This is a genomic window from Actinoplanes sp. NPDC048796, assembly GCF_040650035.1.
Classification (GTDB): Bacteria; Actinomycetota; Actinomycetes; order Mycobacteriales; family Micromonosporaceae; genus Actinoplanes.
Genome location: NZ_JBEZGO010000003.1, coordinates 655,081 through 681,008, shown reverse-complemented (window position 1 = coordinate 681,008; position 25,928 = coordinate 655,081). Strand labels below are relative to the sequence as shown.

The 25,928-nt window shown below is 65.8% G+C and carries 25 protein-coding genes; 12 read left to right on the top strand and 13 right to left on the bottom strand.

Annotation, left to right across the window (positions count from 1 at the left end):
• Positions 1–9: 9 nt before the first annotated feature.
• Positions 10–1,227, bottom strand: coding sequence for a serine hydrolase domain-containing protein (locus AB0C26_RS16840; protein WP_360247640.1), 1,218 nt, complete (start codon positions 1,225–1,227; stop codon positions 10–12).
• Positions 1,228–1,348: 121 nt separating this feature from the next.
• On the opposite strand from AB0C26_RS16840, the gene AB0C26_RS16835 reads away from it, so the two are divergent.
• From AB0C26_RS16835 to AB0C26_RS16825, 3 genes are read left to right on the top strand one after another with little or no spacing between them, the layout of a single operon-like run.
• Complete coding sequence (locus AB0C26_RS16835; RefSeq protein WP_360247638.1) at positions 1,349–2,191, top strand: helix-turn-helix transcriptional regulator; 843 nt, start codon at positions 1,349–1,351, stop codon at positions 2,189–2,191.
• Positions 2,192–2,200: 9 nt separating this feature from the next.
• Entirely contained in the window at positions 2,201–2,833 is a 633-nt protein-coding gene (locus AB0C26_RS16830) for a TetR/AcrR family transcriptional regulator (protein WP_360247636.1), read from the top strand.
• Between the two features lie 14 nt (positions 2,834–2,847).
• A complete protein-coding gene (locus AB0C26_RS16825) occupies positions 2,848–3,237 on the top strand; it encodes a PPOX class F420-dependent oxidoreductase (protein WP_360247634.1) in 390 nt (129 codons plus the stop codon).
• A gap of 18 nt (positions 3,238–3,255) precedes the next feature.
• Here AB0C26_RS16825 and AB0C26_RS16820 read toward each other — a convergent pair whose 3' ends face one another.
• Positions 3,256–4,485: a glycoside hydrolase family 16 protein gene (locus AB0C26_RS16820; protein WP_360247632.1), complete on the bottom strand. Its 1,230-nt coding sequence runs from the start codon at positions 4,483–4,485 to the stop codon at positions 3,256–3,258.
• 13 nt (positions 4,486–4,498) lie between these two features.
• A complete protein-coding gene (locus AB0C26_RS16815) occupies positions 4,499–5,683 on the bottom strand; it encodes a glycosyltransferase family 2 protein (protein ID WP_360247630.1) in 1,185 nt (394 codons plus the stop codon).
• A 339-nt stretch (positions 5,684–6,022) separates the two neighbouring features.
• Here AB0C26_RS16815 and AB0C26_RS16810 point away from each other — a divergent pair, with 339 nt between their 5' ends.
• Positions 6,023–6,601, top strand: a complete 579-nt coding sequence (locus tag AB0C26_RS16810; RefSeq protein WP_360247628.1) for a SigE family RNA polymerase sigma factor — start codon at positions 6,023–6,025, stop codon at positions 6,599–6,601.
• Positions 6,598–7,353, top strand: a complete 756-nt coding sequence (locus tag AB0C26_RS16805) for a hypothetical protein (protein WP_360247626.1) — start codon at positions 6,598–6,600, stop codon at positions 7,351–7,353. Before AB0C26_RS16810 ends, AB0C26_RS16805 begins: the two co-directional genes overlap by 4 nt.
• Before the next feature lie 45 nt (positions 7,354–7,398).
• On the opposite strand, the gene AB0C26_RS16800 is transcribed toward AB0C26_RS16805, so the two are convergent.
• Positions 7,399–8,367, bottom strand: coding sequence for an alpha/beta hydrolase (locus tag AB0C26_RS16800; RefSeq protein ID WP_360247624.1), 969 nt, complete (start codon positions 8,365–8,367; stop codon positions 7,399–7,401).
• Between the two features lie 99 nt (positions 8,368–8,466).
• Between AB0C26_RS16800 and AB0C26_RS16795 the strand changes: the two genes are divergently transcribed.
• Positions 8,467–9,063 (top strand): TetR/AcrR family transcriptional regulator, encoded by a 597-nt coding sequence (locus AB0C26_RS16795; protein WP_360247622.1) that lies wholly within the window; start codon positions 8,467–8,469, stop codon positions 9,061–9,063.
• A gap of 45 nt (positions 9,064–9,108) precedes the next feature.
• On the opposite strand, the gene AB0C26_RS16790 is transcribed toward AB0C26_RS16795, so the two are convergent.
• From AB0C26_RS16790 to AB0C26_RS16780, 3 genes are all read right to left on the bottom strand, one after another.
• Positions 9,109–10,524, bottom strand: coding sequence for a HAMP domain-containing sensor histidine kinase (locus tag AB0C26_RS16790; RefSeq protein WP_360247620.1), 1,416 nt, complete (start codon positions 10,522–10,524; stop codon positions 9,109–9,111).
• Positions 10,521–11,204: a response regulator transcription factor gene (locus AB0C26_RS16785; RefSeq protein ID WP_360248291.1), complete on the bottom strand. Its 684-nt coding sequence runs from the start codon at positions 11,202–11,204 to the stop codon at positions 10,521–10,523. Before AB0C26_RS16785 ends, AB0C26_RS16790 begins: the two co-directional genes overlap by 4 nt.
• Positions 11,205–11,355: 151 nt before the next feature.
• On the bottom strand, positions 11,356–12,531 hold the full coding sequence (locus tag AB0C26_RS16780; protein ID WP_360247618.1) for an amidohydrolase family protein: 1,176 nt from the start codon (positions 12,529–12,531) through the stop codon (positions 11,356–11,358).
• Positions 12,532–12,747: 216 nt separating this feature from the next.
• Between AB0C26_RS16780 and AB0C26_RS16775 the strand changes: the two genes are divergently transcribed.
• The gene (locus AB0C26_RS16775) at positions 12,748–14,898 is read left to right on the top strand and encodes an MMPL family transporter (RefSeq protein WP_360247616.1); all 2,151 of its coding nucleotides are present in this window, start codon (positions 12,748–12,750) and stop codon (positions 14,896–14,898) included.
• A gap of 251 nt (positions 14,899–15,149) precedes the next feature.
• On the opposite strand, the gene AB0C26_RS16770 is transcribed toward AB0C26_RS16775, so the two are convergent.
• Positions 15,150–15,944, bottom strand: coding sequence for a MerR family transcriptional regulator (locus AB0C26_RS16770; RefSeq protein ID WP_360247614.1), 795 nt, complete (start codon positions 15,942–15,944; stop codon positions 15,150–15,152).
• A gap of 78 nt (positions 15,945–16,022) precedes the next feature.
• Between AB0C26_RS16770 and AB0C26_RS16765 the strand changes: the two genes are divergently transcribed.
• From AB0C26_RS16765 to AB0C26_RS16755, 3 genes are all read left to right on the top strand, one after another.
• Positions 16,023–16,382: a nuclear transport factor 2 family protein gene (locus tag AB0C26_RS16765; RefSeq protein ID WP_360247612.1), complete on the top strand. Its 360-nt coding sequence runs from the start codon at positions 16,023–16,025 to the stop codon at positions 16,380–16,382.
• A gap of 42 nt (positions 16,383–16,424) precedes the next feature.
• A complete protein-coding gene (locus AB0C26_RS16760; protein ID WP_360247610.1) occupies positions 16,425–17,213 on the top strand; it encodes an SDR family oxidoreductase in 789 nt (262 codons plus the stop codon).
• Positions 17,214–17,391: 178 nt separating this feature from the next.
• Positions 17,392–17,922: an alpha/beta hydrolase gene (locus tag AB0C26_RS16755; protein ID WP_360247608.1), complete on the top strand. Its 531-nt coding sequence runs from the start codon at positions 17,392–17,394 to the stop codon at positions 17,920–17,922.
• Between the two features lie 60 nt (positions 17,923–17,982).
• On the opposite strand, the gene AB0C26_RS16750 is transcribed toward AB0C26_RS16755, so the two are convergent.
• Positions 17,983–18,600 carry a TetR/AcrR family transcriptional regulator gene (locus AB0C26_RS16750; RefSeq protein ID WP_360247606.1) on the bottom strand — a complete coding sequence of 206 codons (618 nt, stop codon included), beginning with the start codon at positions 18,598–18,600 and terminating at the stop codon, positions 17,983–17,985.
• A 156-nt stretch (positions 18,601–18,756) separates the two neighbouring features.
• On the opposite strand from AB0C26_RS16750, the gene AB0C26_RS16745 reads away from it, so the two are divergent.
• Entirely contained in the window at positions 18,757–19,620 is an 864-nt protein-coding gene (locus AB0C26_RS16745; RefSeq protein ID WP_360248289.1) for an SDR family oxidoreductase, read from the top strand.
• Between the two features lie 223 nt (positions 19,621–19,843).
• Here the strand turns inward: AB0C26_RS16745 and AB0C26_RS16740 are convergent, their stop codons facing one another.
• Both AB0C26_RS16740 and AB0C26_RS16735 read right to left on the bottom strand, forming a co-directional pair.
• Complete coding sequence (locus AB0C26_RS16740; RefSeq protein WP_360247604.1) at positions 19,844–20,242, bottom strand: DUF4345 domain-containing protein; 399 nt, start codon at positions 20,240–20,242, stop codon at positions 19,844–19,846.
• A gap of 208 nt (positions 20,243–20,450) precedes the next feature.
• The gene (locus AB0C26_RS16735; RefSeq protein WP_360247602.1) at positions 20,451–20,573 is read right to left on the bottom strand and encodes a hypothetical protein; all 123 of its coding nucleotides are present in this window, start codon (positions 20,571–20,573) and stop codon (positions 20,451–20,453) included.
• A gap of 722 nt (positions 20,574–21,295) precedes the next feature.
• On the opposite strand from AB0C26_RS16735, the gene AB0C26_RS16730 reads away from it, so the two are divergent.
• Entirely contained in the window at positions 21,296–21,895 is a 600-nt protein-coding gene (locus tag AB0C26_RS16730) for a hypothetical protein (RefSeq protein WP_360247600.1), read from the top strand.
• Between the two features lie 18 nt (positions 21,896–21,913).
• On the opposite strand, the gene AB0C26_RS16725 is transcribed toward AB0C26_RS16730, so the two are convergent.
• Both AB0C26_RS16725 and AB0C26_RS16720 read right to left on the bottom strand, forming a co-directional pair.
• Positions 21,914–22,695 (bottom strand): IS5 family transposase gene (locus AB0C26_RS16725; RefSeq protein ID WP_360247598.1). Its coding sequence is split into 2 segments (ribosomal slippage): positions 21,914–22,399 and positions 22,402–22,695, totalling 780 coding nucleotides; the frame shifts between segments, so codons are not numbered across the junction.
• Positions 22,696–23,098: 403 nt separating this feature from the next.
• A complete protein-coding gene (locus AB0C26_RS16720; RefSeq protein ID WP_360247596.1) occupies positions 23,099–25,657 on the bottom strand; it encodes an N-6 DNA methylase in 2,559 nt (852 codons plus the stop codon).
• Positions 25,658–25,928: the final 271 nt, after the last annotated feature.

The window sequence follows — 25,928 nt, the reverse complement described above, 5'->3', positions numbered from 1 at the left end:
TCTCCTTGATCAGGAATTGAGGACATCGGCGAACAGCGCTTCGCGCAGCGCCACTTCGCGAGGGTCGTCCCACAGGTGGAAGCCGGTTCGATTCATGGCGTACGCGAACCCGACACCCGTGTCCGGGTCGGCGAAGCCGAAGGAGCCGCCCAGGCCCATCGTCCCGAAGGCCGTACCCGACGCGGATCCGAAGCGGAAGGCGGGGAACGGCTTCACATATCCCAGCGAGTACTGGGTGGGCACGCGCAGCACCTGGTCGGCGAGCCCTCGGGCCGGCGTCTCGGCCGGATTCTTCAGCTCGTCCAGCGTTGAGGGGGTGATCCCGAGCCCGGCCCCGCCGATCGCGGCCTCGCCGTAGAGTCGCGCGATCGAGCGCACCTCGCCGATGCCGTTGACGGCGGGAATCTCCGCCGCCTGCACTTCGGGACGGTTGATGTTGTCGGGTACGCCGAGCACGCGCGGGTTCTGGAACGCGCGGGCGCTCAGGCTCCACGGGTTGGCGAAGGCCAGGGCGAAAGCCGCCGGCATCGCGTTGACGTGAAGCATCATCTCCCAGGGCCGGAAGCCGTGGATCCGGGCGACGCGACGACGGTCGACGCTGTCCGGGAGACCGATGTGAAACTCGAGTCCCAGAGGCGCGGCCACCTCGTCGGCGAAGAACTTCCCCAGATGGCGGCCCCGCGGGTCGACGCGGCTGACCAGCTCGCTCTCGTACCAGCCGAGCGTCGTGCCGTGATAGCCGTGACGCTCGCCCGGCCGCCACGCCGGTCGCTGCTCGGCCAGCGCCGCAGCCAGGACGGCGGAGCCCGACAAGTCACGCAGCGTCAGCGGCTGGTCGAGGGCCGGCAGTCCGGCCTGGTGGGAGAGCAATTGACGTACGGTGACGTCAGCCTTGCCCGCGGCCGCGAACTCGGGCCAGTAGGCGGCCACCCGCTCGTCGTAATCCAGCAGGCCGCGCGAGTGCAGGACCGCGACCGCCATCGACGACACACCTTTGCTCGTCGAGAAGACCGGCACCATCGTGTCGCGATTCCACGGCTCGCCCGTCCGGCCGTCGCGATAGCCACCCCAGAGGTCGACCACCTTCCGGCCGTCGCGATAGACCGCGCAGGCGGCGCCGATCTCCCTTCCCCGTTCGAAGTTGCGCCGGAACGCGTCGGCCACGGGCCCGTATCCCTGCTCCACCTCACCGTGAACCATCGCGGACGGCACGTGAACCCTGAGCACCAACTCGACCTCTCCTCACTCGCGAGACACCGAACGGTGGCATGCGGGTGCGGGGCCTACCAGGGATCGGTAGTCCCTGGTAGGCAGGCTCGTGGTGGACGTCGCCTCGTAAGATCACCAGGTGAACCGCGAAGAATTGGCAGACTTTCTGCGACAGCGCCGGGCCGCCTTGGCCCCCGCACAGCGCACGGCCCGCCGAACCCGCGGCCTACGACGGGAAGAGGTCGCCGAGCGCGCCTACATCTCGATCGACTACTACACCCGGTTGGAGCAGCGGCGCGGACCGCGACCGTCGCCGGAGGTCGCGTCGGCGCTCTCCCGGGCGCTCGACCTGACCATCGACGAACGCGACCACCTGTTCCATCTGATCGGGCACAACCCGCCCCAGCAGACCGCGGACCTGAGCCGGGTCGACCCCGGGCTGCGCCGGGTGCTGAACGCGCTCGACGGGAACCCGGCGATGGTCATCTCGAACCTGGCCCACACCCTGCTGCAGAACCCGTTGGGCCGGGAGTTCTTCGGCGACCAGACCCACTACACGGGCCTGGCCCGAAGCGGCTACTTCCGGTGGTTCATGATGCCGGAGGAGCGCAGCACCTATCCCGCGGACATCCACGCCGCCCAGAGCGCGACCTTCGCCGCCAGCGTCCGGGCCGCGGCCGACCTGGAACCGGACCCCGCCGAGGCCGAGCAGATGATCGCGACTCTGCTGACCGAGAGCGCCGAGTTCCGCCGCCTGTGGGACAACCATGAGGTACGGCTCTGCCGTCAGGAGACCACGTCACTGCTGCACCCGACAGCCGGCCGGGTGGACTTCGACTGCGAGGTCGTCTTCAGCCACGACCGCCGCCAGCGCATGCTCGTCTTCACCGCCCGCGACGGCCGGGATCTGCGTCACCTGGCCGCCGCTCCGGTGACAAGTGGAACACAAATTCAACTTGGAGAAATAATTCCACTTAGCTAGGCTGGTGACGTGAACGATGCGGACGCTCCCCTGCGGCGCGATGCCGAGCGAAACCGTCAGCTGCTGCTGCGTACGGCGTATGAGCTGATGGCCGTTCACGGCCTGGAGGTGCCGTACGAGGACATCGCCCGCGCCGCCGGCACCGGGATGGGCACCGTCTATCGCCGCTTCCCGAATCGGCAGGATCTGCTGGACGCCCTGTTCAGCGACCACATCGACACGGTGATCGACCTGGCCGAGCAGGCCGCGCGCCACGAGGACGCCTGGGCCGGGCTCACCTGGTTCCTCGAACGGCAGCTCGAGATCGAGGCGCAGAGCCGAGGGCTGGGTGAGCTGCTTCGCCGGCGCGGCCAGGACACCACCCTGGTGCGGCGGGCCGACGAGCGCATGACCCCGGTGGTCACCGACCTCATCGCCCGCGCTGTCCGGGCCGGTCAGCTGCCGCCCGGCGTGACCCCGGCCGACTTCGTCGCGGTGCACGTGATGGTGGGCAGCGTGCTGGATGCCTCCCGCGACTTCGCACCCCACCTGTGGCGCCGCGCCCTGGCCATCGCACTGGCCGGTCTGCGCCACGCCGAGCTGCCCGGCGACCCACCGGACGAAACAGTGACCAACCGTCTCTACCGAGACCCCAGGAAATGAAGGTTCACCCCACCATGGCTCTTCCCGACGACCTGCTCGACGTGCTCAACGCCAAGGCGATCTGCTTCGTCACCACACTGATGCCCGACGGCTCGCCGCAGATCTCGCAGACCTGGGCCGGTACGGACGGCGTGCACGTGCTGATCAACACCGTCGACACCCACCAGAAGACCCGCAACATCAAGCGGGACCCCCGTATCGCCCTCGGCATCGCCGATCCCGCCGCCCCCGCGCGGTACTGGGCCCTGCGCGGCCGGGTCGTCGACGCCACGACCGACCGGGCCCGGGAGAACATCGACGAACTGTCGCAGAAATACCTCGGCCGCCCCTACCCGGGCTTCGGTGGCGACAACCAGCAGCGCGTCCTGCTCACCATCGAAGTCGACAAGCTGCACCGGCCCTGACGCCGTCGCCCCGCGTGATCAGCTCGGGTTCAAGGTGTCCAGGTGGTTGCGGCCCTTGGCGTAGAACTGGTCGACGTCTTTGCGCACCTGGGCCACCGTCATCACCTTGTTCGCCTTCGCGTAGACCCAGTTGACTCGCATGTTGTAGCTGCGGTCGCCCTTGAAGGGAAGGTCGATGAACCAGGTGTTGAACATGATCCGCATCGGTTCGCGGGGGACGCTCCGGCCGGAACTGGCGAACACCGTACGTCCGTCGACCGAGTAGGTGACCTTCTGGTCCGTGACGGTGATCATCATGGTGTGCCAGCCGGCGAGGCTTCCCTTGTAATCGTCGGTCGCCCGGTCGCCCAGCGTCGAACTGCGCCAGCTGACCATGTCCATCTTCGGCCCGACGGCGCCCCAGCCACCGTTCGGCTGATATTCGAAGTCGAGCTCGCTGTAACGCGCTGAGTCATGCGAGGGCGAGATGGCACAGAACGTCTGGTTGAGGTGATCCCCGTCGCGGCCGGTGACCGGCTTGTTGGTGAAGAACACGCGGGCCGCGACTGTCCCCCGGAAGAAGCCGCCTCCAGTGGTGGCCAATTCGGTCTGGCGCGTGCCCGCTTTGGTCCCGTCCGTCGAGGCCCGCAACTGGAGAGCCTTGCCACCCTTGGCGCTCTTGTCCGACGGGAAGCTGAGCGTGTCATCGGTCCAGGAATCGGCGATTCCGGGACCGCCGCCCTCCGTACGAATCTGCCACCCGTTCGCGGCGAGCGCGGGGTCGTTGGAGGCGCGGTAGTGGAAGTTGTCGAAGAAGGTGCCGTCCGGCTGCCCGGCGACCGTCTGGGGTTTCCCTGACGGCCGGGCGGCGAGCGGACCGTTCACGGCCGCGGTGTCGGGATCCGCGTCCTTGACTTCGGGACGCACGAAGTTCCAGCCGGTGAAGCCGACTCCGGCGACGAGAAGGGCCACGAGCAGCGCCGGTACGAACGCCGACCCGCCCCGTCGCCGTGCCCCGCGCCCCCGCTTCGCTTCGGAGAGGTCCGGAAGGAGCCCGTCCAAGGTGAGCACCCGGGTGATGCCGGACAGTTCGGCGGTCTCCAGGTCCTGACGATTACGCTTGCGCGACGCGAAGTAGGTGACCATCGCGGCCACCATCAGCATGACCGTCACGATGAATACGAAGTAACGGATATCGGCCGCGAACTTGACCGCGACGGCAATCGCGCCGAGTACCCCGAGGGCACCCGCGCCTTTGAGTGAATTCATTACCGAACCGCGCCTATTTCCAGGCCGGTACGGAAGTGAAGTACGACTTGAGGACCGAGGAGACGGACCAGTACATGTTCAGCAGGGTGTACACCGTACTCGGAATCAACAATGCTTGGGCGAGCATCGCTTTCCAGCCGAGCTGACGGACCGCCACCGCCGAATAAACGGCCCAGAAAGCAGTCAGGAGCAGAATGGCCGGCCAGTGCTGGAAGTTACCACCGGCGAGCGAGGTCCAATACGCCGATCCCCAGATCAGGAAGCAGGCGAAGCCGAAGAAGTTGAAGACCAGGGCCATGATGGCGTGCCGGGTGAACTCGGTCCACCCGCGCAGGCGGAGCGCGTCGACGGTGCCGCGAGCCCAGCGTTCGCGCTGGACGACCAGTTCGCGCAGGGTCGGCATGAGGTCGGTGTACGCGATGCAGAACTCGTTCGCGGTCACCTTCCAGCCGGCTTCCTTGAGCGCCAGGGTGGTCTCGTAGTCCTCGACCAGGTTGCGGTGGTCCTCCCAGAAGACCTGGCCCCGCCCATCGATCAGGGACTGCAGGGCGGTACCGCGGTAGAAGGAGCCGGCGCCGGACATGGTGTGGACGTTCGTCCGGTACCGCGCGTGCGCGGCACGGCCGTACTCGAGAATCTGCATGCCGAGCAGGTATCGCTGCCAGAGGTTGCCCCACAGGCCCGTACGGCCGTAGCAGGCGGCACTGACCCCACCGATCTTCTGGTCGGACGCCATCACGTTGACGGCCCGCTCGATGAAGCTGCGGTGCAGTTCGGTGTCGGCGTCCATGGCGAGGACGTGCCGGACGGCGTCCAGGCGACCGCCGACCCGTACGCGAAGCCACTCCATGGCGTAGTTGAGCGCGCCGGCTTTCTTGTGGGGATTGTTGTTCAGCGTGAGAACGACTGTCGGCGGGGTCCTCGGATCACCCGCGTACTCGGCGGCGTACTGCTCGGTGTTGTCCGTCGAGTTGTTGACCACCACGACGATGAGGTCGGGCCGCCGAGTCTGCCGGTGCAGCGACTTGAGCGAGAGCAGAATCCCGGCCTCTTCATTCCGCGCCGGAACGATGACGACCGTGTTGTAGCTCGGCGTAGGAATGCGGTGGTTGATTCTCGGGTTAGGAGCGGGTTGCCGGGGGTATATGGAATCGCCCCGGGAGTACATATTCCCGCTGTGCCGTACAGACGTGCTCACGATTGCCCCCCGCGCCATGGCCGACCGCGGCCATCCTCCGTGCGCGCAAGATCGTAACCGAAGTCGATGGGAAAAGAAGGCCTCTGTGTCGGCTCCGGCATGGGTACATCTGACCACTGTCCCTACCAATTCGGACACCTTGTGAGGCATTCGGGGCGTAGCGTCACCGTCCAATAGTGAGATAAAGCACGTCAGCCGGGGCATCGAATGTGGCGAAGGTCCGTGCTAATGGAAGTCGCATGAATTTTGCGTGACTTCCAGGCGAGGACCGGCCCGTCCGGCGCCGGCGACCGAACGGTCTCGACCTCATGCAACCTTCGGCCGGGCCGAGGGGTCAGGGTGGGTGTGAAACAGGACAGCGGCTCGGACAGGTCCGAGCGCGACGAGCAGTTCCACGAATTGGTGGCCGATCGGCGCAAGTGGCTGCTGCAGACCGCGCGACTGCTGACGGCCGGCGATCAGCACCTGGCGGAAGATCTCGTGCAGACGGCGCTGACCAAGCTCTACGTCTCCTGGGCGGCGTTCCGGCGGGCGGACAACCCGGACGGCTACCTGCGCCGGGTGCTGGTCAACGCATTCCTCAGGGAACGCCGCCGATCGTGGTGGCGATTCGAGCGTCCGTCCGACCGGCTGCCGGACCGCGCCGAGGCGCCGCCGGCACCGGCCGACCTGGATCCGGAGCTGTCCCACGCGCTGAGTCAGTTGCCGCGGCGGATGCGCGCCGCGGTCATTCTGCGCTTTTTCCACGAGCTGGACGTCGCCGAAACAGCGGCGGCCCTGGGCTGCTCGACCGGAACGGTCAAGAGCCAGACCGCCCGAGCTCTCGACAAGCTGCGGGTGGCGCTGGACCAGCCCGCGGCACCACGTAACCCGCCTGCCCCCAACGCCCGATCCCAGGAACAGGAACTCATCCGATGATGGATCTTCACAGCCGTTTGCAGCACCTGGCCGGTCCCGCCGACGAGACGCCGGCCGGCGTCATCGAGGACGACCTGGCTCGCGGACGCCGCGCCGTCCGGCGCAACCGGGCCGTCCGGGTAGCCGCCGGGTCGGCGTTCAGTGTCGCGGCCGTCGCGGCGGCGCTGTCGCTCGGGCCCGGGCTGATCGGCGGCAACACCGGCAACCAGCCCGCCGCGGTGCAGAGCGCGAACGGCGTGACCGCCCGTGTCGAGCTCGTGAGTTACACCGGAGCGCAGCCCCGCCTGTTCACCATCGACACGGTGCCGCAGGGGTTCTTCATCCAGGGTCAGAACGAGTACGAGCTGGTCATCGCGCCGGAGCAGGCCAAGTCGCCCGACCCGGCCAAGCCCTACCTGTCCGATCCGGCGGTGTACACCGGCAAGATCGCGGTCTATCTGCAGAACAAGGACTTCACGGTCGAACCCGACGGTGACGAAAAACTGACGATCAACGGCAGGCCGGCCGCACTGCGGTACATCCACACCGACGAGGGCACTCCGGACGAGGGGGCCACAGTGGAGGCGACGCAGATCTTCGTGGTTCAGTCGCCCCACGTCTACCTCACCGTTCAGTTCGACGCCGGCACCGGCCTGACCAAAGAACAGATGATCAAGGTCGCCGGCGGCATCAACCTCACTGCTGAGGCCGTCGCCAAGGCCGAGAAGGGGTACGCCGCGCAGACCGAGAACCCCAAGACCGGCCACAAGTAGGGTCCAGCCGATCGCAGGCGCGGCGGCTGGTGCTCGCGTCAATCTTCACGCGGCGAGGAGCCGGCTGGTCCAATTCGCCAGGGCTGCGATGGCGGTCCGTGAGAGTGCCGCTTGCGGCGCCATGCTGGTGAAGCCGTGGAAGGCGCCCGGCCAGACGTGGAGTTCGGCGTCGACGCCGGCTTCCCAGAGTCGGCTGGCATAGGCCACCGTCTCGTCCCGGAACACCTCGGCACTGCCGCAGTCGATGTAGGCCGGGGGAAGGCCCGTGAGGTCAGCCGCCCGTGCCGGTGCCGCGTAGATGGTGACGTCGTCCCCGCCACGCCGGTCGCCGAGGTAGGCGTTCCACCCGAACCTGGTCAGGGCGCGATCGGCGACGCCGACTCCATCGATCTGCCGGGTCGAGACGGTGGAGTCGCCGTCGTCGAGCATCGGGGAGATGAGGATCTGCCCGAACAGGCGTGGGCCTCGACGGTCCCGGGCCAGCAGGGCGGTTCCGGCGGCGAGGCCGCCGCCGGCGCTCTGGCCGGCCAGCACGATGCGGGCCGAATCAATGCCGAGGCTGTCCGCGTGCGCCGCGGTCCACACCAGCCCGGCATAGCAGTCCTCGACCGGGTAGGGGTCGGGGTGCTCCGGTGCGAGGCGGTAGTCGACGCTCACCAGAACCACGTCGTGGGTCAGCAGCCAGTCGTCGTACGAGTCGAGGTTGCCCAGGTAGTGGCCGAACATCATGCCCCCGCCGTGCACGGTGTAGAAGCATGGCGCCGTGCCCGTGCGCCCCGCGCGCTGGATGATCGCAAGCTTGATGGGGTCGCCCTGGTGGCCGGGAACGGTCACGGTGCGGCGTTCCAGACCCCGGCTGCGCAGACGCTCGTCGAGCTCGTCCTCCGTGATCTCCAGTTGCCGCATCCGCGGCAGCATCTCGGTCGTCAGGGTGAAGGGGCCCCTCTGCTGCAACCCGGCCAGGACAGCTCCCAGCTCGGCGTCGAAGGGTGGGCGGTGCAGGACGTCAGGCATTCCAGATCTCCTCGGGGTCGGTTGCGGACGCCCTAGATTAACTGACTAAACTTAGTGACACAACATGGCTAGGATCGGCTGAAGCACGGAGGGAGCCGCATGGCACGCACGGACGCACGGGGCGGCCCGTTGACGCGCGCTCGAATCTCCGAGGTCGCGACTCGGCTGTTCCTGGACCGGGGATTCGATGACGTCACGGTCGCCGATGTGGCGAGCGAAGCGGGCGTGTCCAGCGTGACCGTGTTCAAGCACTTCCCTCGCAAGGAAGATCTGCTCCTCGATCGGGTCGACGATGCCGTGCGGCTGCTGCGATCCGCCGTTCGCGAGCGGCCAGCCGGCATCGACGTACTGACGTCGCTGCACGACCTGACTTCCGAGCTTGCCGACAACCGGCACGGCCTGTCCGGCCTGGATGACAGATCCGCCCCGTTCTTCCGTACAGTGGCCGCTTCCGCAGCCCTCATCGCGCGAGCCCGGGAACTCGCCGCTGAACTTCAGCAGGCTTTGGCCGAGGAGCTCGACCGTGATCCACGCTTCTCAGGCGACAGCGACCTGTTCGCCGCATTCTTCGTGGCCGGCTACGCCACGGTGCTGACCGAAAACGCGCGACGCTGCATCGCGGGGCAGCCCGCGACGGCCGAAGACCATCGCGCTCGCCTTCAGAGGCTCTTCACCGCACTCCGCAATGGACTGTGACGGGCCGGCGGCCACATCCGCCGCAGGTGTCCTTTCCACGGTGAATCACACGCTCGCGGTGGGCGGGGACGCGGCCGGAAGGCCCACCCGAAGCAGCGCGCCACCTCGGGTGGAGCGGGCGACGGTGACCCGGCCGCCGTGTGCGTCGACGACCCGCTGCACGATCGACAGCCCGAGACCGGATCCCGGTAACGCCCGGGCGCTGTCGGCACGGTAGAACCGGTCGAACACCCGCGGCGCGTCGGCGGCGTCGATGCCTGGTCCGGCGTCGTCGACATCGAGCACCGCCGACCCGCCGGCGGCACTGAGCCGGACCTGGATCGGCTGGTCCGCGGGGGACCACTTGCCGGCGTTGTCGATGAGGTTGAGTACGGCCCGCTGCAGCGCGGCGGGACGCCCGCTCACCCACACGGAGCTCACGTCGAGCGCGATCTCGATGTCGGGCATGCGCGAACGCGCCCGGGTCGCGGCGGCCACCACCACGTCGGCGAGGTCGATCAGCTCGGTGCTCTCGTCGCTGACATCACCGCGCGCCACCTCGGTCAGCTCGGCGGCAAGGGTGCTCAATTCGGCCACTTGGGCGCCGAGATCGTTGAGCAGCCGGGTCCGGCTCTCCGCCGGCAGCGCGCTGTCCAGGGTGCCGCGCCGATCGAGCCGGATCAGCAGCTCGGCGTTGAGGCGCAGGCTGGTGAGCGGGGTCTTGAGCTCGTGGGAGGCGTCCTCGGCGAGCAGCCGCTGAGCCTGGCGGGATTCCCGGAGCGCGGCGAGCATGTCGTTGATCGACTGGATCAGCTGCCGGATCTCCCCACCGCCCTCGTCCGGGATGTCGGCGTCGAGATCCCGGGTTTGCGCGACACGTACCGCGGCGGCGGTCAGCCGGTCGATCGGTGCCAGTGCGGCCCGCGCCACGGTCCGCCCCACCAGGGCTCCGCCGGCCACGCAGAGCAGCCCGATCAACAGCATGCCGAACCCGAACTGGTTGATCGGGGTGTCGTCGGCGAGGTCGGCCACCTGGACCGCGCCGTCGCCGGCCCGCAGCGTGTAGACGCGGTAGCCGTCGTTCCAGTCGGTCGACTCCAGCAGGTCGGTCGACGCCCCCTCCGCGACGCGCCCGGCGTGCTCGCTGACCGGGGGCAGCTCGGGTTGGCCGGCCGGCGTCCGGGTCGAGCCGTCGGGCAGGATGATCCGCACCAGCCGACCGGATCCCGGGTACGGCGGCAGCTGGACTTCCGCCAGACCGGCGCGCTCCGCGTTGGTTGCCAGGACGCGGGAGTCGGCGTGCAGCTGATCCTCGGCGGTGTCCAGCAGCTTGCGGTCCATCAGCTCGCTGGCCACCTGGAAGGACACGAACACGCTGACCGCGATGGCGGCCGCCGCGATCACCGTCATCCTGGTCCGCAGGGACCGCCCGCGCCACCACCGGGCCAGCCGGCGCGGCTCCCGGCCCCGGGACCTGCTCACGGAGGAGTCGCCCGCAACGTGTACCCCAGCCCACGCAGCGTGTAGATCAATCGCGGCTCACCCTCGGCCTCCATCTTGCGGCGCAGGTAGCTCACGTACACCTGAAGGTTGTTGGCGGTGGTGCTCATGTCGAAGCCCCAGATCGCCTCGAACAGCGCGTCGCGGGTCAACACTCGGGTCGCGTTGCGCACGAGCACCTCCAGAAGGGAGAACTCGGTCCGGGTCAGGCGCAGCGGCCGCCCGCCACGCCACGCCTCGAACCGGTCGGGATCGATCCGCACGTCGGCGAACGACAGGACCGGCGACTCCTCGCCGGCCGGCGCGCGCCGACGCAGCAGGGCCCGCACGCGGGCCAGCAACTCCTCGGTGGCGAACGGCTTGGGCAGGTAGTCGTCGGCGCCCGCGTCCAGGCCCGCGACCCGGTCGGAGACCTGATCCCGGGCGGTCAGCATCAGCACCGGAAAATCCCGGCCCGCCGCCCGCAACCGCCGACAGGTCTCCAACCCGCCGAGCCGGGGCATCATCACGTCCAGGATCAACAGATCCAACGTGTCACCTCCCATGCCCTCGACCCGGTCGAGCACGGCGAGACCGTTGGCGACCGTGCTGGTGTCATACCCCTCGACCTGGAGCACCCGCTCCAGCGACTCACGGATCGCCGCCTCGTCGTCCGCGATCATGATCCGCACTCCGGCCCCACCCTCCAACCGACGACCTGGACGTTCATCCTCCCCAATCAACCTGAGGCCAGTATTAAAGACGCCGCGCAACCGGCTGGCCGACAGCATCACCAAGCGGCGGTTCCGGGGCGCTGCTGCCGGCGTCGGCGTGTCACTTCACGGGCACTTTCGTTCTGAACAGTTTCTCTGCGTTTCGGAACGCGATCTTCTCCTTGTCCTCGCGTGGCAGATCGACTCCGCGGAACCAGTCGGTCTGCGCTTTTATGTCGGCGAACGGGTAGTCGGTTGCGAACAGCACTCGATCCACGCTGATGAACTTCAGCAGGAGATGGAGCAGTTCGGTCTGGGGGAATGCGCTGGTGGTGACCCAGAAGTTGTCCTGGAAGTATTGCCCGAAGGGCTTCTTCAGCGAGTTTTCGGTCGGCTCGCCCATGTCATTCACGATCCGCTCGTGGTAGAAGGGTAGACCTTCGCCCATGTGGCCGATGATGATCTTCAGTTTGGGGAATCTGTCGAAGACCCCGTACGTGATCATCCGAATGCACTGGGTCAGCACCTCCTGGTGCCAGCCATATCCGGACCCGCTGAAAATGTAGGGCTGGAACTCTTTCGTGTATTGCGACCGGGTGGTGCTGTAGAGAATCTTGAAGATCTCGTCAGCCGGATAGCCGGGATGCAGATAGATCGGAACATCGAGCGCAACGGCACGTGCCAGCACAGGCTCGAAATCGGGATGGTCGAGATACTTCTTCGTGATGTGCCCGTTGGTCAGCGCGCCCAAGAAGCCATCTTCCCGAACCGAGCGTTCCAGTTCGTCCGCCGCCGCCTCCGGGCTCTGCAAGGGCAAGGTGGCGAAAGCCTTGAAGCGGCCCGGATACTTGGCGATCGGCCCGTCCACCAGTTGCCGGTTGAGACGATAGGCAAGGTCGATGCCCCTTCGTCCCGGCACATTTTGTACGGACGGTGTATGAGCAGAGAGGATTTGAACGTCGAGTCCTCCCGCGTCCATATCACCGATGCGACGTCGGCCCAGATCCGCAAGACCGATCTCCTCGAGGAAGGCTATGTGGTCCTCGTTGATGGAGTTCAGCTTCAACAACGTGGGAGTCGAAAATGTCTCCTCCGCGCCGATGAAGGGCAGGTCCCGGTCTCGCTGGTAAATCTCCGCGGTCTTGTCCGCGTTCTGGTCCGGAGCCTGGTCCGGATTCTTGTTGTCGTCCGCTGCCGAGACAATGGCATGCGTGGACACTCCGGCGCCGATGCCGAGTGCCGCGGCGGCGGCCAATAAGCTGCGGCGTCCCATGGGTTTCATGTCAGCCGTGTCCACCCTGACGGCACTGCATTCACTGTCATCACCAGTCTCCTGTCGGCGGTTACCTCGCTTGTCTGATGCCGACTTCCTACCTGGTGAATCTGAGACGAACGTTAATGCTATCGGGCCGCTTATCGTTGCCGCCTGAGCACCACATTAATGATCGTCTCAGATTCACTCGGTACGAAGTCGGCCTCGGACAAGCAATGTGACGCCCGATCAGGAGGATCGATGACAGTCAACGTAGCGCCGGCCAAGGAAACGCCGCCCGGTCGGCTGGCCAGCCGGTGGGTGCCGTGGTTGGTAATCGGCTTGTGGATAGCCCTGGCGGCGGTCATGGTGCCGTTGAGCGGGAAGTTGAGCTCGGTCACCACCGACAAAGCCGTGGACGCCCTGCCCGCCAGCGCCGAGTCCACCGAGGTGGCGATGCTGGAGGAGAGTCTTCCGGGCGCGGAGGACAACACGTTCGTCTTCGTGTACCACCGCGCCGGCGGCTTGACCTACGCCGACCGCGCCACGGTCGAGCGCCACTACGACACCCTGGCCAAGCGGTACCCGCCGAAGACGGCGACGTCCGGCGAGGAGGATGACGACGGTCCCGCGATCAGGCCGTCCACCAACGGCCAGGCGATGATGTTCACCCTCGACCTGAGCACGACCTACGGCCCACCGGAGGAGCTCGTCGGCCCGTTGCGTGACGCCGCGAAGGACCGGCCCACCGGCCTGGAACTCGAGGTCACCGGCCCGGCCGCGATCGACGGCGACCTGGACGCCGTCTTCGACGGCATCGACCTGCAGGTCTTCCTCACCACCGTCATCGTCGTCACGATCCTGCTGATCCTCACCTACCGCAGCCCGGTGTTGTGGTTCGTCCCGCTGGTAGCCGTGGGCGTGGCCGCGCTGACCTCGATGGCGACCGTCTACCTGCTCGTCAAGGGCTTCGGCATCGTGGTCGACAACCAGAACTCGGCGCTGCTGACGATCCTGGTGTTCGGCGTCGGCACGGACTACGCGCTGCTGCTCATCGCCCGATATCGCGAGGCACTGCACCACCACCAGAACGTCCGAGTCGCAATGATTCACGCATTGCGCGGTGCCGCGCCAGCCATCATCGCGTCCGCGGCCACCGTGATCGCGGGCCTGCTCTGCCTGCTCGCCGCGGACCTGAACAGCATCAGCGGGCTCGGCCCGATCGGTGCTGCCGGCATCCTGTGCGCGCTGGTGGCCATGCTGACCCTGTTCCCGGCGGTGCTCGTGGTGCTCGGCCGCCGGATCTTCTGGCCGGCCATCCCGCGGTTCAACACGGCCATGCGGGAGAAGCCCGGGCTGTGGGGACGGCTCGGCACCGCCATCAACCGTCGCCGGTGGCTGGCGACGCTCGGCTCGTTCGGCATCCTCGCCGTGCTCTGCATCGGGCTGACCGGCAACACCGGCGCCCTGCGGGAGCAGGACCAGTTCCTGTCCCCGCCGGAGTCGGTCACCGGCTTCACCGTTCTGCGCCAGAACTTCCCGGAACTCGGCGGCCAGCCGATGACCGTCTACACGCGACCGGCGTACCAGAAGCGGATTCTCGACGTCGTCAAGCGCACTCCCGGCGTGACGCAGGCCGAACCCGGCCAGACCGTCCAAGGCTGGACCGACATCTCCGTGTACCCGACCGACGCTCCGGACACCCCCGCCGAGTACGACACCATCAAGCGGGTACGCGCCGCCGTGCACGCGGTCGACGGGGCGGAGGCCATCGTCGGCGGGCCGAGCGCGGAGAACCTCGACACCGAAGTCACCACCAGCCGCGACGAGAAGCTGGTGATCCCACTGGTGCTCACCGTCGTCCTGATCGTCCTCGGGCTGCTGCTGCGCGCGATCGTGGCCCCGCTGGTCCTGATGGCGACCGTGATCGTCTCGTTCGCCGCGGCCTTCGGCGGCAGCGTGTTCGTCTTCGAGACCATCCTCGGGTTCAAGGGCATCGACTATTCGGTGCCGCTGCTGGCATTCCTGTTCCTGGTGGCGCTCGGCGTCGACTACAACATCTTCCTGGCCAGCCGAGCCCGAGAGGAGACCGTACGTCTCGGCACCAGAGACGGCATGCTCAAAGCCCTCTCCGCCACCGGTGGCGTCATCACCTCGGCGGGCCTGGTCCTAGCCGCCACGTTCGCGGTGCTCGTCTCACTTCCGCTGGTGATGCTGGTCGAGGTCGGCTTCCTGGTCGCCTTCGGCGTGCTGCTCGACGCCCTGCTCGTGCGATCGATCCTGGTGCCCGCCCTGACCCTGCTGATCGGCCGGCGGATCTGGTGGCCGAACCACCTGTCCCGGCCCGCGGCGACGCCGCCGACGGGGCGGCCCTCGCCAGCCGACGACGAGGAGCCCGCGCTGCAACGGTGAGCGCGCCCGCACGGAGGAGATCCAGGACGGGGACCCAGGCCGTCCCGGATCTTTTCCCGGGCATGGCGCTCGGCGGCGTCTCGAAACCCGGATCCTCGTTCGCGAAAGAGGGTCGAAGGCCACGTGCCGGGTCCTCGTCGAATGACCCGGCGCCGCTGCCATAGCAGCTGGCGAGAGCCGACCGCCGCGTGGCCGGCCCGGTCGTGTTGCTCGACTGGGCCGGCCCGGGGTGTCGCTTGGTCTACAAGTCTTCATGTCACGCGGAACACCGGCCACCCGATCTCCGTACGCCAGGCGGCCGGATCGCTCACATCCCGAGGCCCGACGCGGTAAACCTCCCGCACGGGCCCAGCCACCGACATCGCATTCTCCACGACCCACGCACCGAGCTCGCCGTAGGTGACGTCCACGCCGTCGTGCTCGCCGACGTGGGTGGTCACCGCCAGTTCCGCGGCGGGCAGGGTCACGGCGTGCACCCGTCCCGTTCGCGGCGGGGTAGAGGTCGGCAGATAGACGAGCACCCGACCGCGGCCCTCCTCGAACAGGGAGTTGTCGTAAGCGCCCCCAGGCGGTCCGGTCACGCCTGCGCCCACGGCCGCTTCCAGCTCGGCCATCGCGCCGGCGAACCACGCTTCGACGTCGGCGTGGCCGATCACGGCCTCAATCGCCGCGACCTCGCGGGCGGGTTCGGCGCGCAGCTCGACCTCGATCGGCGCGGGGTCGGGCTGCAGGAGGCGGCGCAGCGAGGTGACCGCGGCCCGGGTGCGAGAGAGCTCGGCCTCCAAGCGCCGCAGGTGATCCGCGACCAGGGTGGACCGGACGCCGGGGTCCGGCGTCCGCAGGATCCGCTGCACGTCGCTCAAGGGGACGTCGAGCTCGCGGAGCCGGTTGATGACCTGCGCGGTCGGTATCTGCTCGACGGAGTAGTAGCGGTAGCCGGTCGCCCCGTCCACGACGGCCGGCTCGAGCAGCTCCCCCTCGTGGTAACGGCGCAGGGTTCGCACGCTCAGGTGGGTCAAACGCGAAAACTCCCCGATTGTCAGCACCCCCTCAGTCTGGACCCTCCCCCAGGGAGAGGATCCAGCACTTGACCCTCCGGCCCGGCGAGGCCGCACGGTGACGACATGACAAACAACGACCTTCGCTCCGACATCCTCCCGACCACGGTCCGCGACTTCCTCGCGGCCAGCACCGTGCACGACGCCGACACGGCCTCGTCGTTCCTCGTCGAAGACGTCGTGATCGTCGACCAGAACAAGACCTTCCGGGGCCGCGACGAGGTTCACGCCTTCCTGCGCGACGCCGGCGCCGAGTTCGAGTACACCACCGAGCAGATCGGCGCCCGCCGCGTCGACGACGACCACTGGGTGGTGACCCTGCGCCTCGAGGGCACCTTCCCCGGCGGCGTCGCCGACCTGGACTACCGCTTCACCCTGCGCGGCAACCTCGTGGCCGAGCTCGTCATCGCCAACCACGAGGCCTGAGCCCGACCGCACACCACCCATCCGTCAGAAGGAAGAGGAAGAATGACCAGCAAAGAACGTGACCGCCTCGACGGCCGCCACGCGCTCGTTACGGGCGGGTCGAAGGGTTCGGGCAAGGCCGTCGTCACCCGCCTGCGGGAGATGGGCGCCGACGTGTGGACCGCGGCCCGCACGATGCCCGACGGGTACGACCGCCCCGACCGGTTCATCGAGGCAGACACATCGACCGTCGAGGGTGCGCAGCTCGTGGCGGCGCGCATCGCCGAGGCCGTCGGCGCGCTCGACATCCTCGTGCACGTCGTCGGGGGCGCCTCGACGCCGTCCGGCGGGTTCGCGGTCATCACCGAAGAGCAGTGGCTGACCGAACTGAACCTGAACTTCCTGGGTGCGGTGCGGCTCGACCGAGCCCTCCTGCCGGCGATGGCCGGGGCCGGGTCGGGTGTGGTGCTGCACTTCACCTCTATCCAGCGGGAACTACCGCAGTACGACGCGTCGCTGGCGTACGCGTCAGCCAAGGCGGCGCTGCGTACGTACAGCAAGGGCATCGCCAACGAGCTCGCACCCCGCGGCGTGCGGGTCAACGCGATCAGCCCCGGCGGCATCGAGACCGAGGCGTACGAGCGGTTCGTGGACCGGATCGCCGAGGGCAACGGGCTCACCCGCGAAGCCGCCAAGCAAACGATCTACGACTCCCTCGGCGGGGTTCCCCTGGGGCGATTCGCCCAGCCCGAGGAGATCGCCGACCTGGTCGGGTTCCTGGTGTCGGACCGCGCCTCGGCCATCGTGGGCGCCGAGTACGTCATCGACGGCGGCACGGTCCCGACCGTATGAGCCAACGGCGGGGCGGCCTCAAGAAGATCGTGGCCGCCCCGCCCGGACCACCCGAAGAAACACCCGATAAGTCACCAACGACGAGGAACCCCATGACCACTCACGTCACCGCACCGGCCGCCGTCCAGCCGGTTGGACCGCCGCCTCCCTTCGATCCCGAACTCGCCCTGTCCTGGACGTGCTGACCAGCATCCGACCTCCTGACGCGTACCGCCCGGACACCATCGTCGAGATGCGCCGAGCCGTCCCCGGTGTACCCACCCCGACCGACGACGTCCTGTCGCGCGACGGCGCTTACCTCGTACGCGAGAGGACCGTGCCCGGTCCGGACGGGGACCCGGACGTCGCGCTACTCGCCTGCCTCCCACGACATGCGCGCACGCCGGTGCCGGCCATCTACTTCATCCACGGCGGCGGGATGATCGTCGGCAACAACCGGTTCGGCCTTCCAGAGGTGCTGGACTTGGCTGAACCGCTGGGCATGGCGGTGGTCTCGGTCGAGTACCGGCTCGCGCCGGAAACTCCCCACCCGGGTCCCGTCGAGGACAGTTACGCCGGTCTCCGCTGGCCGCGGTCTCCAGGGACGCGATCGCTGCCCGCGCGGCGTGGCTGCACCGCCAGCTGGACAGGTGAATGGACGGTGCAGACTTCGTGGCACCCTGCTGTCAGGGGGCGGCCCTGCGATTCGCCGACGCGGCCGGGAGCATAGGCCCGGCGACCGGCGAGCCCTGCTTCGCCGCCTGGTGGCGAAGGGAGTTCGCCGGGTCCGTCAGCGGCGTACCGCTGGGAGCAGCACGCCGTCGATGACTGCGGCCAGGAACTCTCGGTCGAACGGTTTGCGCTGGATCATGGCCCGATAGGCCGCCATGGAAGGCAGGATCGCGGCCAGCGTATCGACGTCGGCGGCCGGGTCGATCTCGCCCCGGCCGATGGCCCGGCGCAGCAGTACGCGGTTTGCCTCGGTCCAGGGCTCGACGATCGCGTTGTTGGCCGCGTCGGCCAGCCCGAGATCCTGGCTGAGTATGGAGGCCAGACCCGCCATGACCGCGAACTGGCGCTCGGCGTCAGAGGGCGAGGTCGGGCGGAACAACGCCAGAAGGTCGCCACGCAGGCTGCCGGTGTCGGCCGGCACGAGGCTGCCTTGCCGCCGCTGGAGCTGGGCCACTGCCTCGAGGACCAGCTCGGACTTCGACGGCCAGCGCCGGTAGAAGGTCGCCTTGCCGGCCCGGGCCCGCGCCGCGACCGCGTTCATCGTCATGCCCGCGTAGCCGACCTCGGCCAGGACGTCCAGCGCGACTTCCAGGATCGCCTCGTCGCGGTCGTGATCGCGCTTGCGGCCCGGCCGCCGGCGCTCGGTGTCCGGGTCACTGGTGTTGTTCGCGGCCATGCGCTCTCCCTGTCGTGATGTGCCCGCCATTGTGACAAACGATACCGACCAGTTCCGGTACCCAGCGGTTTCGATATCCTTGCGAGCGGTATCTGGAAGACGAACGCGGGCCGGTCCGCGGCCCGCACGGACACCAGGAGCACAACAGTGACGATCATGATCACCGGCGCGACCGGAACCGTCGGCGGCAAGACCCTCCGGCTCCTGCGGGAGGCCGGCGCCGAGGTACGGGCCGTCGCCCGCCGCCAGGACCAGGTCGACCGGTTCGCCCAGCAGGGCATCGACGCGGCGCGGGCCGACCTCGACGACGTCGACGCGCTGACCCGAGCGTTCGACGGCGCCGACCAGGTGATGCTGCTCGCCGCGGCCCGCCCGTCGCAGGCACCGCACGGCGCCAACGTCGTCCGGGCGGCCCAGCGGGCAGGCGTCAGAGCCATCGTGCAGATCTCAGCGTCGGACGCGACGGCGACGTCACCCATCCCCTGGGCGCAGGCCAACTGGCACACCGAGCAGTACGTCAAACTGTCCGGGCTGGAGTGGACGATCCTGCGCCCGTCGGCGTACATGGACAACCTGGCACAGTCCGCCGCCGCCATCACACGTGGCTTCTATCCCCAGACCACCGGCTCGGGCGCCATCGCCTGGACCGACACGCAGGACGTGGCCCGGGTGGCCTCGACCGTCCTGCGAGCCGGCCGGCACACCGGGCAGACCTCGCTGATCACCGGACCCGACCTGCTCACCTCGGCCCAGGTCGCTGCGACCTTCTCCAGCGTTCTCGGCCGCCCGGTGCGCTACGTGCCCCTGCCGAGCCGGGTCTTCGCCGCGGCCGTACGGCTGGGCGGCGCTGACGCCTGGATGGCCGAGGGCCTGCGACAGCAGTTCGCCCGCGTGGTGCGCCTGCGGCTTGACCACGTCGACGCCCGCACCGACGACGTACAGCGCATCACAGGCCACCCGGCGACCTCCCTCGCCGCGTGGATCGAGGCCCACCGGGACCACTTCGACCGGCGCCGGTGACGTCCGTCCGCGGCGTGCCGGTCATCCAAACGCCGGGCGGAGGTTGGTGAGGCTGACGTACCCGGGGGAGGCTCGCGACACCATGGCCGAGTTACCACCCGTTCTCCTCGGCCGGAGAGCATCGCCGACCTGCCTTGAGGCTGCCGCCGAAGTTCGCCATGGTCGATCTCCGGCGGCCGCGGATGCAGCCCGATGCGGACGGGCCTGCGGTTCAAATCGGAGGCTAGGTGATCTGAGGCCGAACCATCGGGTACGCGCGGCGATGCCAGACCAGCAGCACGGGGATCACCAACAGCTCGACGGCCATCGACACGCGGAACGGCACCGGCGGCAGCCCGGTCAGAATGACGCCCAGCAACCGGGCCACGCCACCGAGCACCATGACGCCGAGCAGTGCCCGGGTCACGGCGGCCCGCCGCCGTGGCGCGCGCAACGACCACCAGAGCAGCACACCCGCCGCTGTCCACCACACTCCCAGAAAACGGTATTCGCTGTCGAAGTAAGCAGTGCCACTCGTGTCGTCGGGGCTGAAGCTCAAGCCTCCTACGACCGCGGTCACCCCAGTGACTATCGGGATGGCGCCCAGCACAGCCACCAGGATGAGCAGAATCCTTCGGTTCATGATCTCAATGATGGTCGACCGCGGGAATGCGCAACGCGACCCGTTGGCTGTTCGGTGGCCGGGAACGCTGGCGCCTTCCCCCAATGCGGCAACGAGGAGATTCTCAACGTCGTCCCGACCGACATCGCCCGGCAATGACTGTGGGCTTTCTCAGCCCGGAGGATGGCGGCTCATGTGCCCGAAGCCCGGGCACGTGAGCCTGCGTCACTCAGCCGGCGTTGAAGGCCTTGTCGACGATCAGCGTGTCCTCGTAGAGGTTCAGCCGGACGATCTGACCGTTCTCGACTGTCAGATGGATCGCCGCCGGGGTGGTGAACCACCCACCGATCACTCTGCTTCCACAATATGGGAAAGTCGGTCAATGTTTGGGAAGAAAAAGGCCGTGAACCTTGTTTCCCCAGGTCACAGCCTTGATGTTTTGTGCGCCCGAAAGGACTCGAGCCCCTAACCTTCTGATCCGTAGTCAGACGCCTAGTGGTCACGGGTACACGCTGAAACTCTCGGGCTCGAAGCCGCTTCCGAAGACATATCAGCAGCTCAGAGGGACTCTACGTTTCCGCAGGTCCGGGCCAAGTGCATGATTTAGCGCGCCGCTGATCGACAGCCGCCACTCGAACGTGCTGAAACGGTCGCGCCCGTGCTGAAACGGTCGCCGACATCCGATCACCACCGGATCACCACGCACCGCCGTCACACAGCGTAGGCCCGCTTCAATCAGTGCCGGTCAGGGCGAAGCGCCAACGCCCCTGCCACCGAGGCTACTGCGTCGTGACACCCGCCGTAGCAACATGCGATCACCCGCGGATCACTATCCTCGAAACGGTCGCGACCATCAGCCCGAGCCGCCGCCGAAGTCCGTTACCGACAGCGACCGTGAAGGAAAGCATCTAATCCGTAGGTTGCGCCTCTACGGCCACGACAGCAGACTAGGTTCCTTCGCCCGAAGCGGGGACTGGCCTTCCTCTTTAGCCAGCTCCAGCGCGGCTGAGGACGTGTTGGTAAGTAGGTTTGCATCGGAAGCACGGTTTCTACGGTTCCACCTGTGGGGGTTTGGTGACGCTCGAAGAAGTGAAATCCGATCTTAAGATCGTTCGAGCTGGACTTCGGACCATCGGCGTTCCAAACAAGATTATTAACGGCATCAGTACGCGGGCACAGAAGTCCGGGAGAAGACAAACCGGAGAGTTTCAGAGCAACCGTCAAAATCGGTGGACGTTAGCTCCTCAAGACCCTCAGTTCGGCACCGAACTGGAGTGCAAGTTGATCGAACTTCGCCTCCTCGGAATGATGTGTGAGTTTGTAAACGCTCCTCATCTGGATGACACGACTCGCGATGCAGTCGCCAAATATATCGATCGCATACCGACCCCTGGCCACTACCGTGACGCCCTCACATTAGAACGGCTTGACTATCTTCATTTCCAAGCTGAGGCACTACAGCCAAGGCACGGCAGTTCCAACTTCCATATCGGCCACGACGATCCCACGGCGACACCGAAGCACACTGCGGAAAATATCAGTTGGCGAACGCACCGTAGTAATCTAATCCAAGGTGATATGACGCTAAGGGAAGCCAGAACGAAGCTCGTTGAATTGATCGGCCGGTACTTTCAGCTCGGGGAAGTAACTATCACTCCAGATGAGGTCGTTTAAAGCTCCTAACACGATCTCTTAGCGGGTCCAGTTGATCAGTCGGCGCCTGCAGATCAGGACGCAGGCGAGGCTGACGAAGCCGTCGTGGATGTCGAGCCGGCGTTCCCAGCGCACGGCCAGTCGGCGGAACTGGTGCAGCAAGGCGAAGGTCTGCTCGACGACGTAGCGCAGTTTGCCGAGGCCCTTGATCCCGGTGGTCTTGGGCTTGGGGATGAGCGGTTCGGTGCCGCGCTCGCGGCAGGCCTGCCGGAACGCCGCACTGCTGTAGGCATTGTCGGCCAGCAGGGCGGCGAAGCGGCGCCAGGGCCGGGGCCGGCCCGGCCGCCCGGCGATCGGCGGGTAGCCGTCGAGCAGATCGAGGGCTCGTTTGATTTCAGGCACGTTCGCGCCGCTGGTCAGCACGTAGATCGGGGTGCCGTTGCCGTCGCAGATCAGGTGATGCTTCGAGCCGGGTTTGCCGCGGTTGACCGGCGACGAGCCTTGTCCCGGCACCCCCTTTTCGCGTCGATGTGACTCGCGTCCATTGCCGCACGTGACCAGTCGATCCGGTTCGCCGCGTTCAGCTTGTCCAGCAGTATCTGGTGGACCTGGTCGAAGACGCCGGCCTCGGTCCAGCGTTGCAGCCGCCGCCAGCAGGTCATCCCGGAGCCGAACCCGAATTCTTGTGGAAGGTCTTCCCAACCGATCCCGGTATGCAGCACGAACAGGATGCCCTGCAGGCACAGCCGGTCCGGCACTGGCCGCGGCCCCGGCGCCTTTGCCGGCGACTGCGGCAGCACCGGCTTAATCAGCTTCCACAACTCGTCATCGACGACCTACGCCTTGCTCACGGCGAGCGAACGAGACTGATCTTCACCTCGAAATGCTGATCAACATCGATTCAGCCGATCGTGTTAGGAGCTTTAGCTTGTCTGGTCACTAGTCACCTCGCCATGCAGCCTGAGCGGCGTATTTAGCCGCTTCCGTACTGGAACAGGTATCGAAATTCAGGCCGCCGATGAGCACCCTCACAAAGTCGTCGCCTTGTGTAGCGTCCGCCCAACTGACGTCGGGTATTGCGTCGTTCGATCATCGCACCGAGGCTACAAGTGACAACATCATGCCGGATTCCGGCAGCGCGCTGGGGAACACTCTCGGCAAAGCTAGGCGGTCGGCGAGGCCCTCCGACCGCATAGCTTCTCCCCTCACGTAGCGTGCGCGCGACTACGACCTTCCAATTACTAAGAAGTCATAGTCAACCTCAGGGTCCAAGGAACCATGGGGTGCAACGAGCATGATCGCCTTTCGCGCAGTTAAACGAGCCTCCACCCGATGCTCCACCGCTTCCCGAACCGCCTCGATAACGAGGTTTCGGTCATGTGTGGAACGGGGGACGGGAAGAATCAACTCGCGCCATCGAGCGCCAAGCGTATCAATGATGTCCTGCGTGAAGCGCTTCGACCAGATTTGCTCTTTTACGATGGGGGCTGAAAGTAACGCAAGTAGTAGCCGTGGGTCGAGTTGCTCGCGGTCAAGCGATTTGAATTTCAAGATATGACTCTGGAATAGGATCTTCGCGTCGAGCTCGCTTACGATAGCGCAGGTACCTACGAGGTACGTACCATCCCGAACCATCAAGATGTCGTCTACCTCTACATTCTGCCTGTCAGCATAAGCTGTATAGATTTCTCCAGATACGCCATGCTTGGGGTCGCCCTTAATCTCCCAGTTTGCGATATCCGAAGTTCGAATAAAGGGAATAGGTCCCGTTCCATAAGCAAGCTTGCCGACCTCATGCCCAGTGACCACGGAGATGATTCCGTTGTCCGCGAGATCGCCGAGCCGAAGGAGGTCGTGAGTACTGGACAGTTCCTTCAGACGATCACGAAGTTCAGGGTTGTAATACTTCGGCAAATAAACCATATCCGTGATTTCACTGGATTGGACCGTGAATCCGAGGTGATCAAACTCCAGCTTCTCGCCATCTAGAAACTTCTCGAGTCGCTCCGTAATTACTGGCAAATCGTCGTGGGGAATCTGGTGTCCGCGAGAGTCGTGGCCACACCAACGAGCAACCGCCATAAAAACGGGATGCGCATCATCAACCTTGGTGTCGTGACCGAATTTTTCAATCAGCGCAACGGCCGTTTTTGCGTGCGTATACGGTTGGAACAGCTCTTCAGGCATACTGACTACCGCACGAATTCTCGCGCGACTGAGAATATACGACACGATAAACTTGTGCGAAGGGTTACAAAGCATCGATTCCGGAATCACGATACCCATCCGGCCGCCCGGTTGAAGTAAATCTAGGCACCGCTCGATGAATAGAATTTGAGGCGCTTGGCCATCGGTTAGATTTTGTGATCGAACAAACTCTTCCGTCGAGCGATCACGGATCCACCGATGTCCGAGATCGAACTTCGCAAGAGTCGATGCCTCTTGGACTTTGAGCTTCTTACCGAACGGAGGGTTGGTGACGACGACATCAAAGCTTCCGTCTCTTATCTCGTCCGACGCCCGCGCGTGCCAGGTATCCGGTGCAAGAGAGTTCTCGCAAAAGACACCCCCTCGACCATCTCCCAATACCGCCATATATGCCTTGGCGACTTTCGACAGGAAGGCGTCCTTATCCACGCCACGAATAGACTTGATAGCGACCTTTTGCTTTTCACTATCGATCTCCCGCGTGGGCCACCGAAGTTCCTGTCCGCGTGTTTCCACCTGCTCCCAGAGCGAGCGCAAAACCTCCACCAGGAAGCCGCCGGAACCGCAAGCTGGGTCGACAACGCGGTCTTTCATTGTTGGCCGAACCATTGCGGTTGTGAGTCGCACCACGTTTCTCGGTGTGAAGAATTGGCCTTGCCCACCCTTCAATGACGGGCCAATAAAAGTTTCGAAGGCGTCGGCAACGACATCGCGATCGCATTCGATCAAGGCATACGGCTGAAGTTCCCCCACCACGTATGCAATTGACGCATCATCAAGGATCAAGCTGTCGCTTGAATCGAATACATCATCATACTGCTGAGTCACTTCGGCGAAAAGCGCCCGCGCCCTCTCGGCCACAAGAGACGCTTTCTCATCCAGACCCGCACGCAGTCTTACCGTCTGATCCGGAGCGGTAAATCGCTCGTCATAAATCTTACAAAAAATTAGGTTGATGATCTGCTGCGCCAGAGCCTCGTCTCTAGTCATGCCGACCGCGTTGGCGGCAAGGAAGTTTCGAGCTGCCCTGAATGTTGCCCTTAGATTGTGAGTTGGCCTAAGCGAGTTCCGCTTGTAAAGGCCAACATCTTCGATCCTTTCGCCATGGCGAGGGATATTGGGGATCTCTTGGAAAACGAGCCCTGTGGCCGTCTCAATCTTACGAAGAAACAGTCGTTCAGTGCCGTTGAACCAAACCCCCAGTTCGGCATGAGAGAGGCGCATATAGTCTTCTAGCTGATCCCTGCCGTCTTTCCGACGCTTCTTCTTGCACTCGACTACAATTCGCAGGTTTTCATCCGTATGCGACGTGGAGCTGAATACTGCGATATCAACTGGATATTTTTTCGCCCGGTCTGACGGCGACGCCTTCACATGCCACTGAGGGCGAGTGCGAATAAGCTCTTTTGGATAGCCATAATCTTCGACGAGCTGCTTTGCGAAAGGCTGCACTGCCTCCATTTCTTCCGGCGTTGCCGCCAACTCGCGGCCACTAATGTAATCAACTACGCGGCCCGACTTGGCGATTTCGTCTTCAATAACGGCAGTCTCTTCAGCAACCTCGTCGAGCTTCACTCGATATCCCCCACATTTGTTCCGTCATATTCTCACGTAGTGTTGCCGGAATTCTAGCGCTTCCATCTTAGAACTCATCCTCCGAGGGACCTATGCATGTCGAGCATTCGCCCATGTCACCCAAGTCGAGTTCCCCTGATGCCTGGCTTACCTCTCTTCAGGCGGAGTCTTCTGCTGTAACCCTTCCGTCATGCTCCCGGAGCTGGACGCGAGACGGTCTACCTAGCTAGGGCACTGACGGCGACGCACCATAAGCGGCAATCCGGGCTAC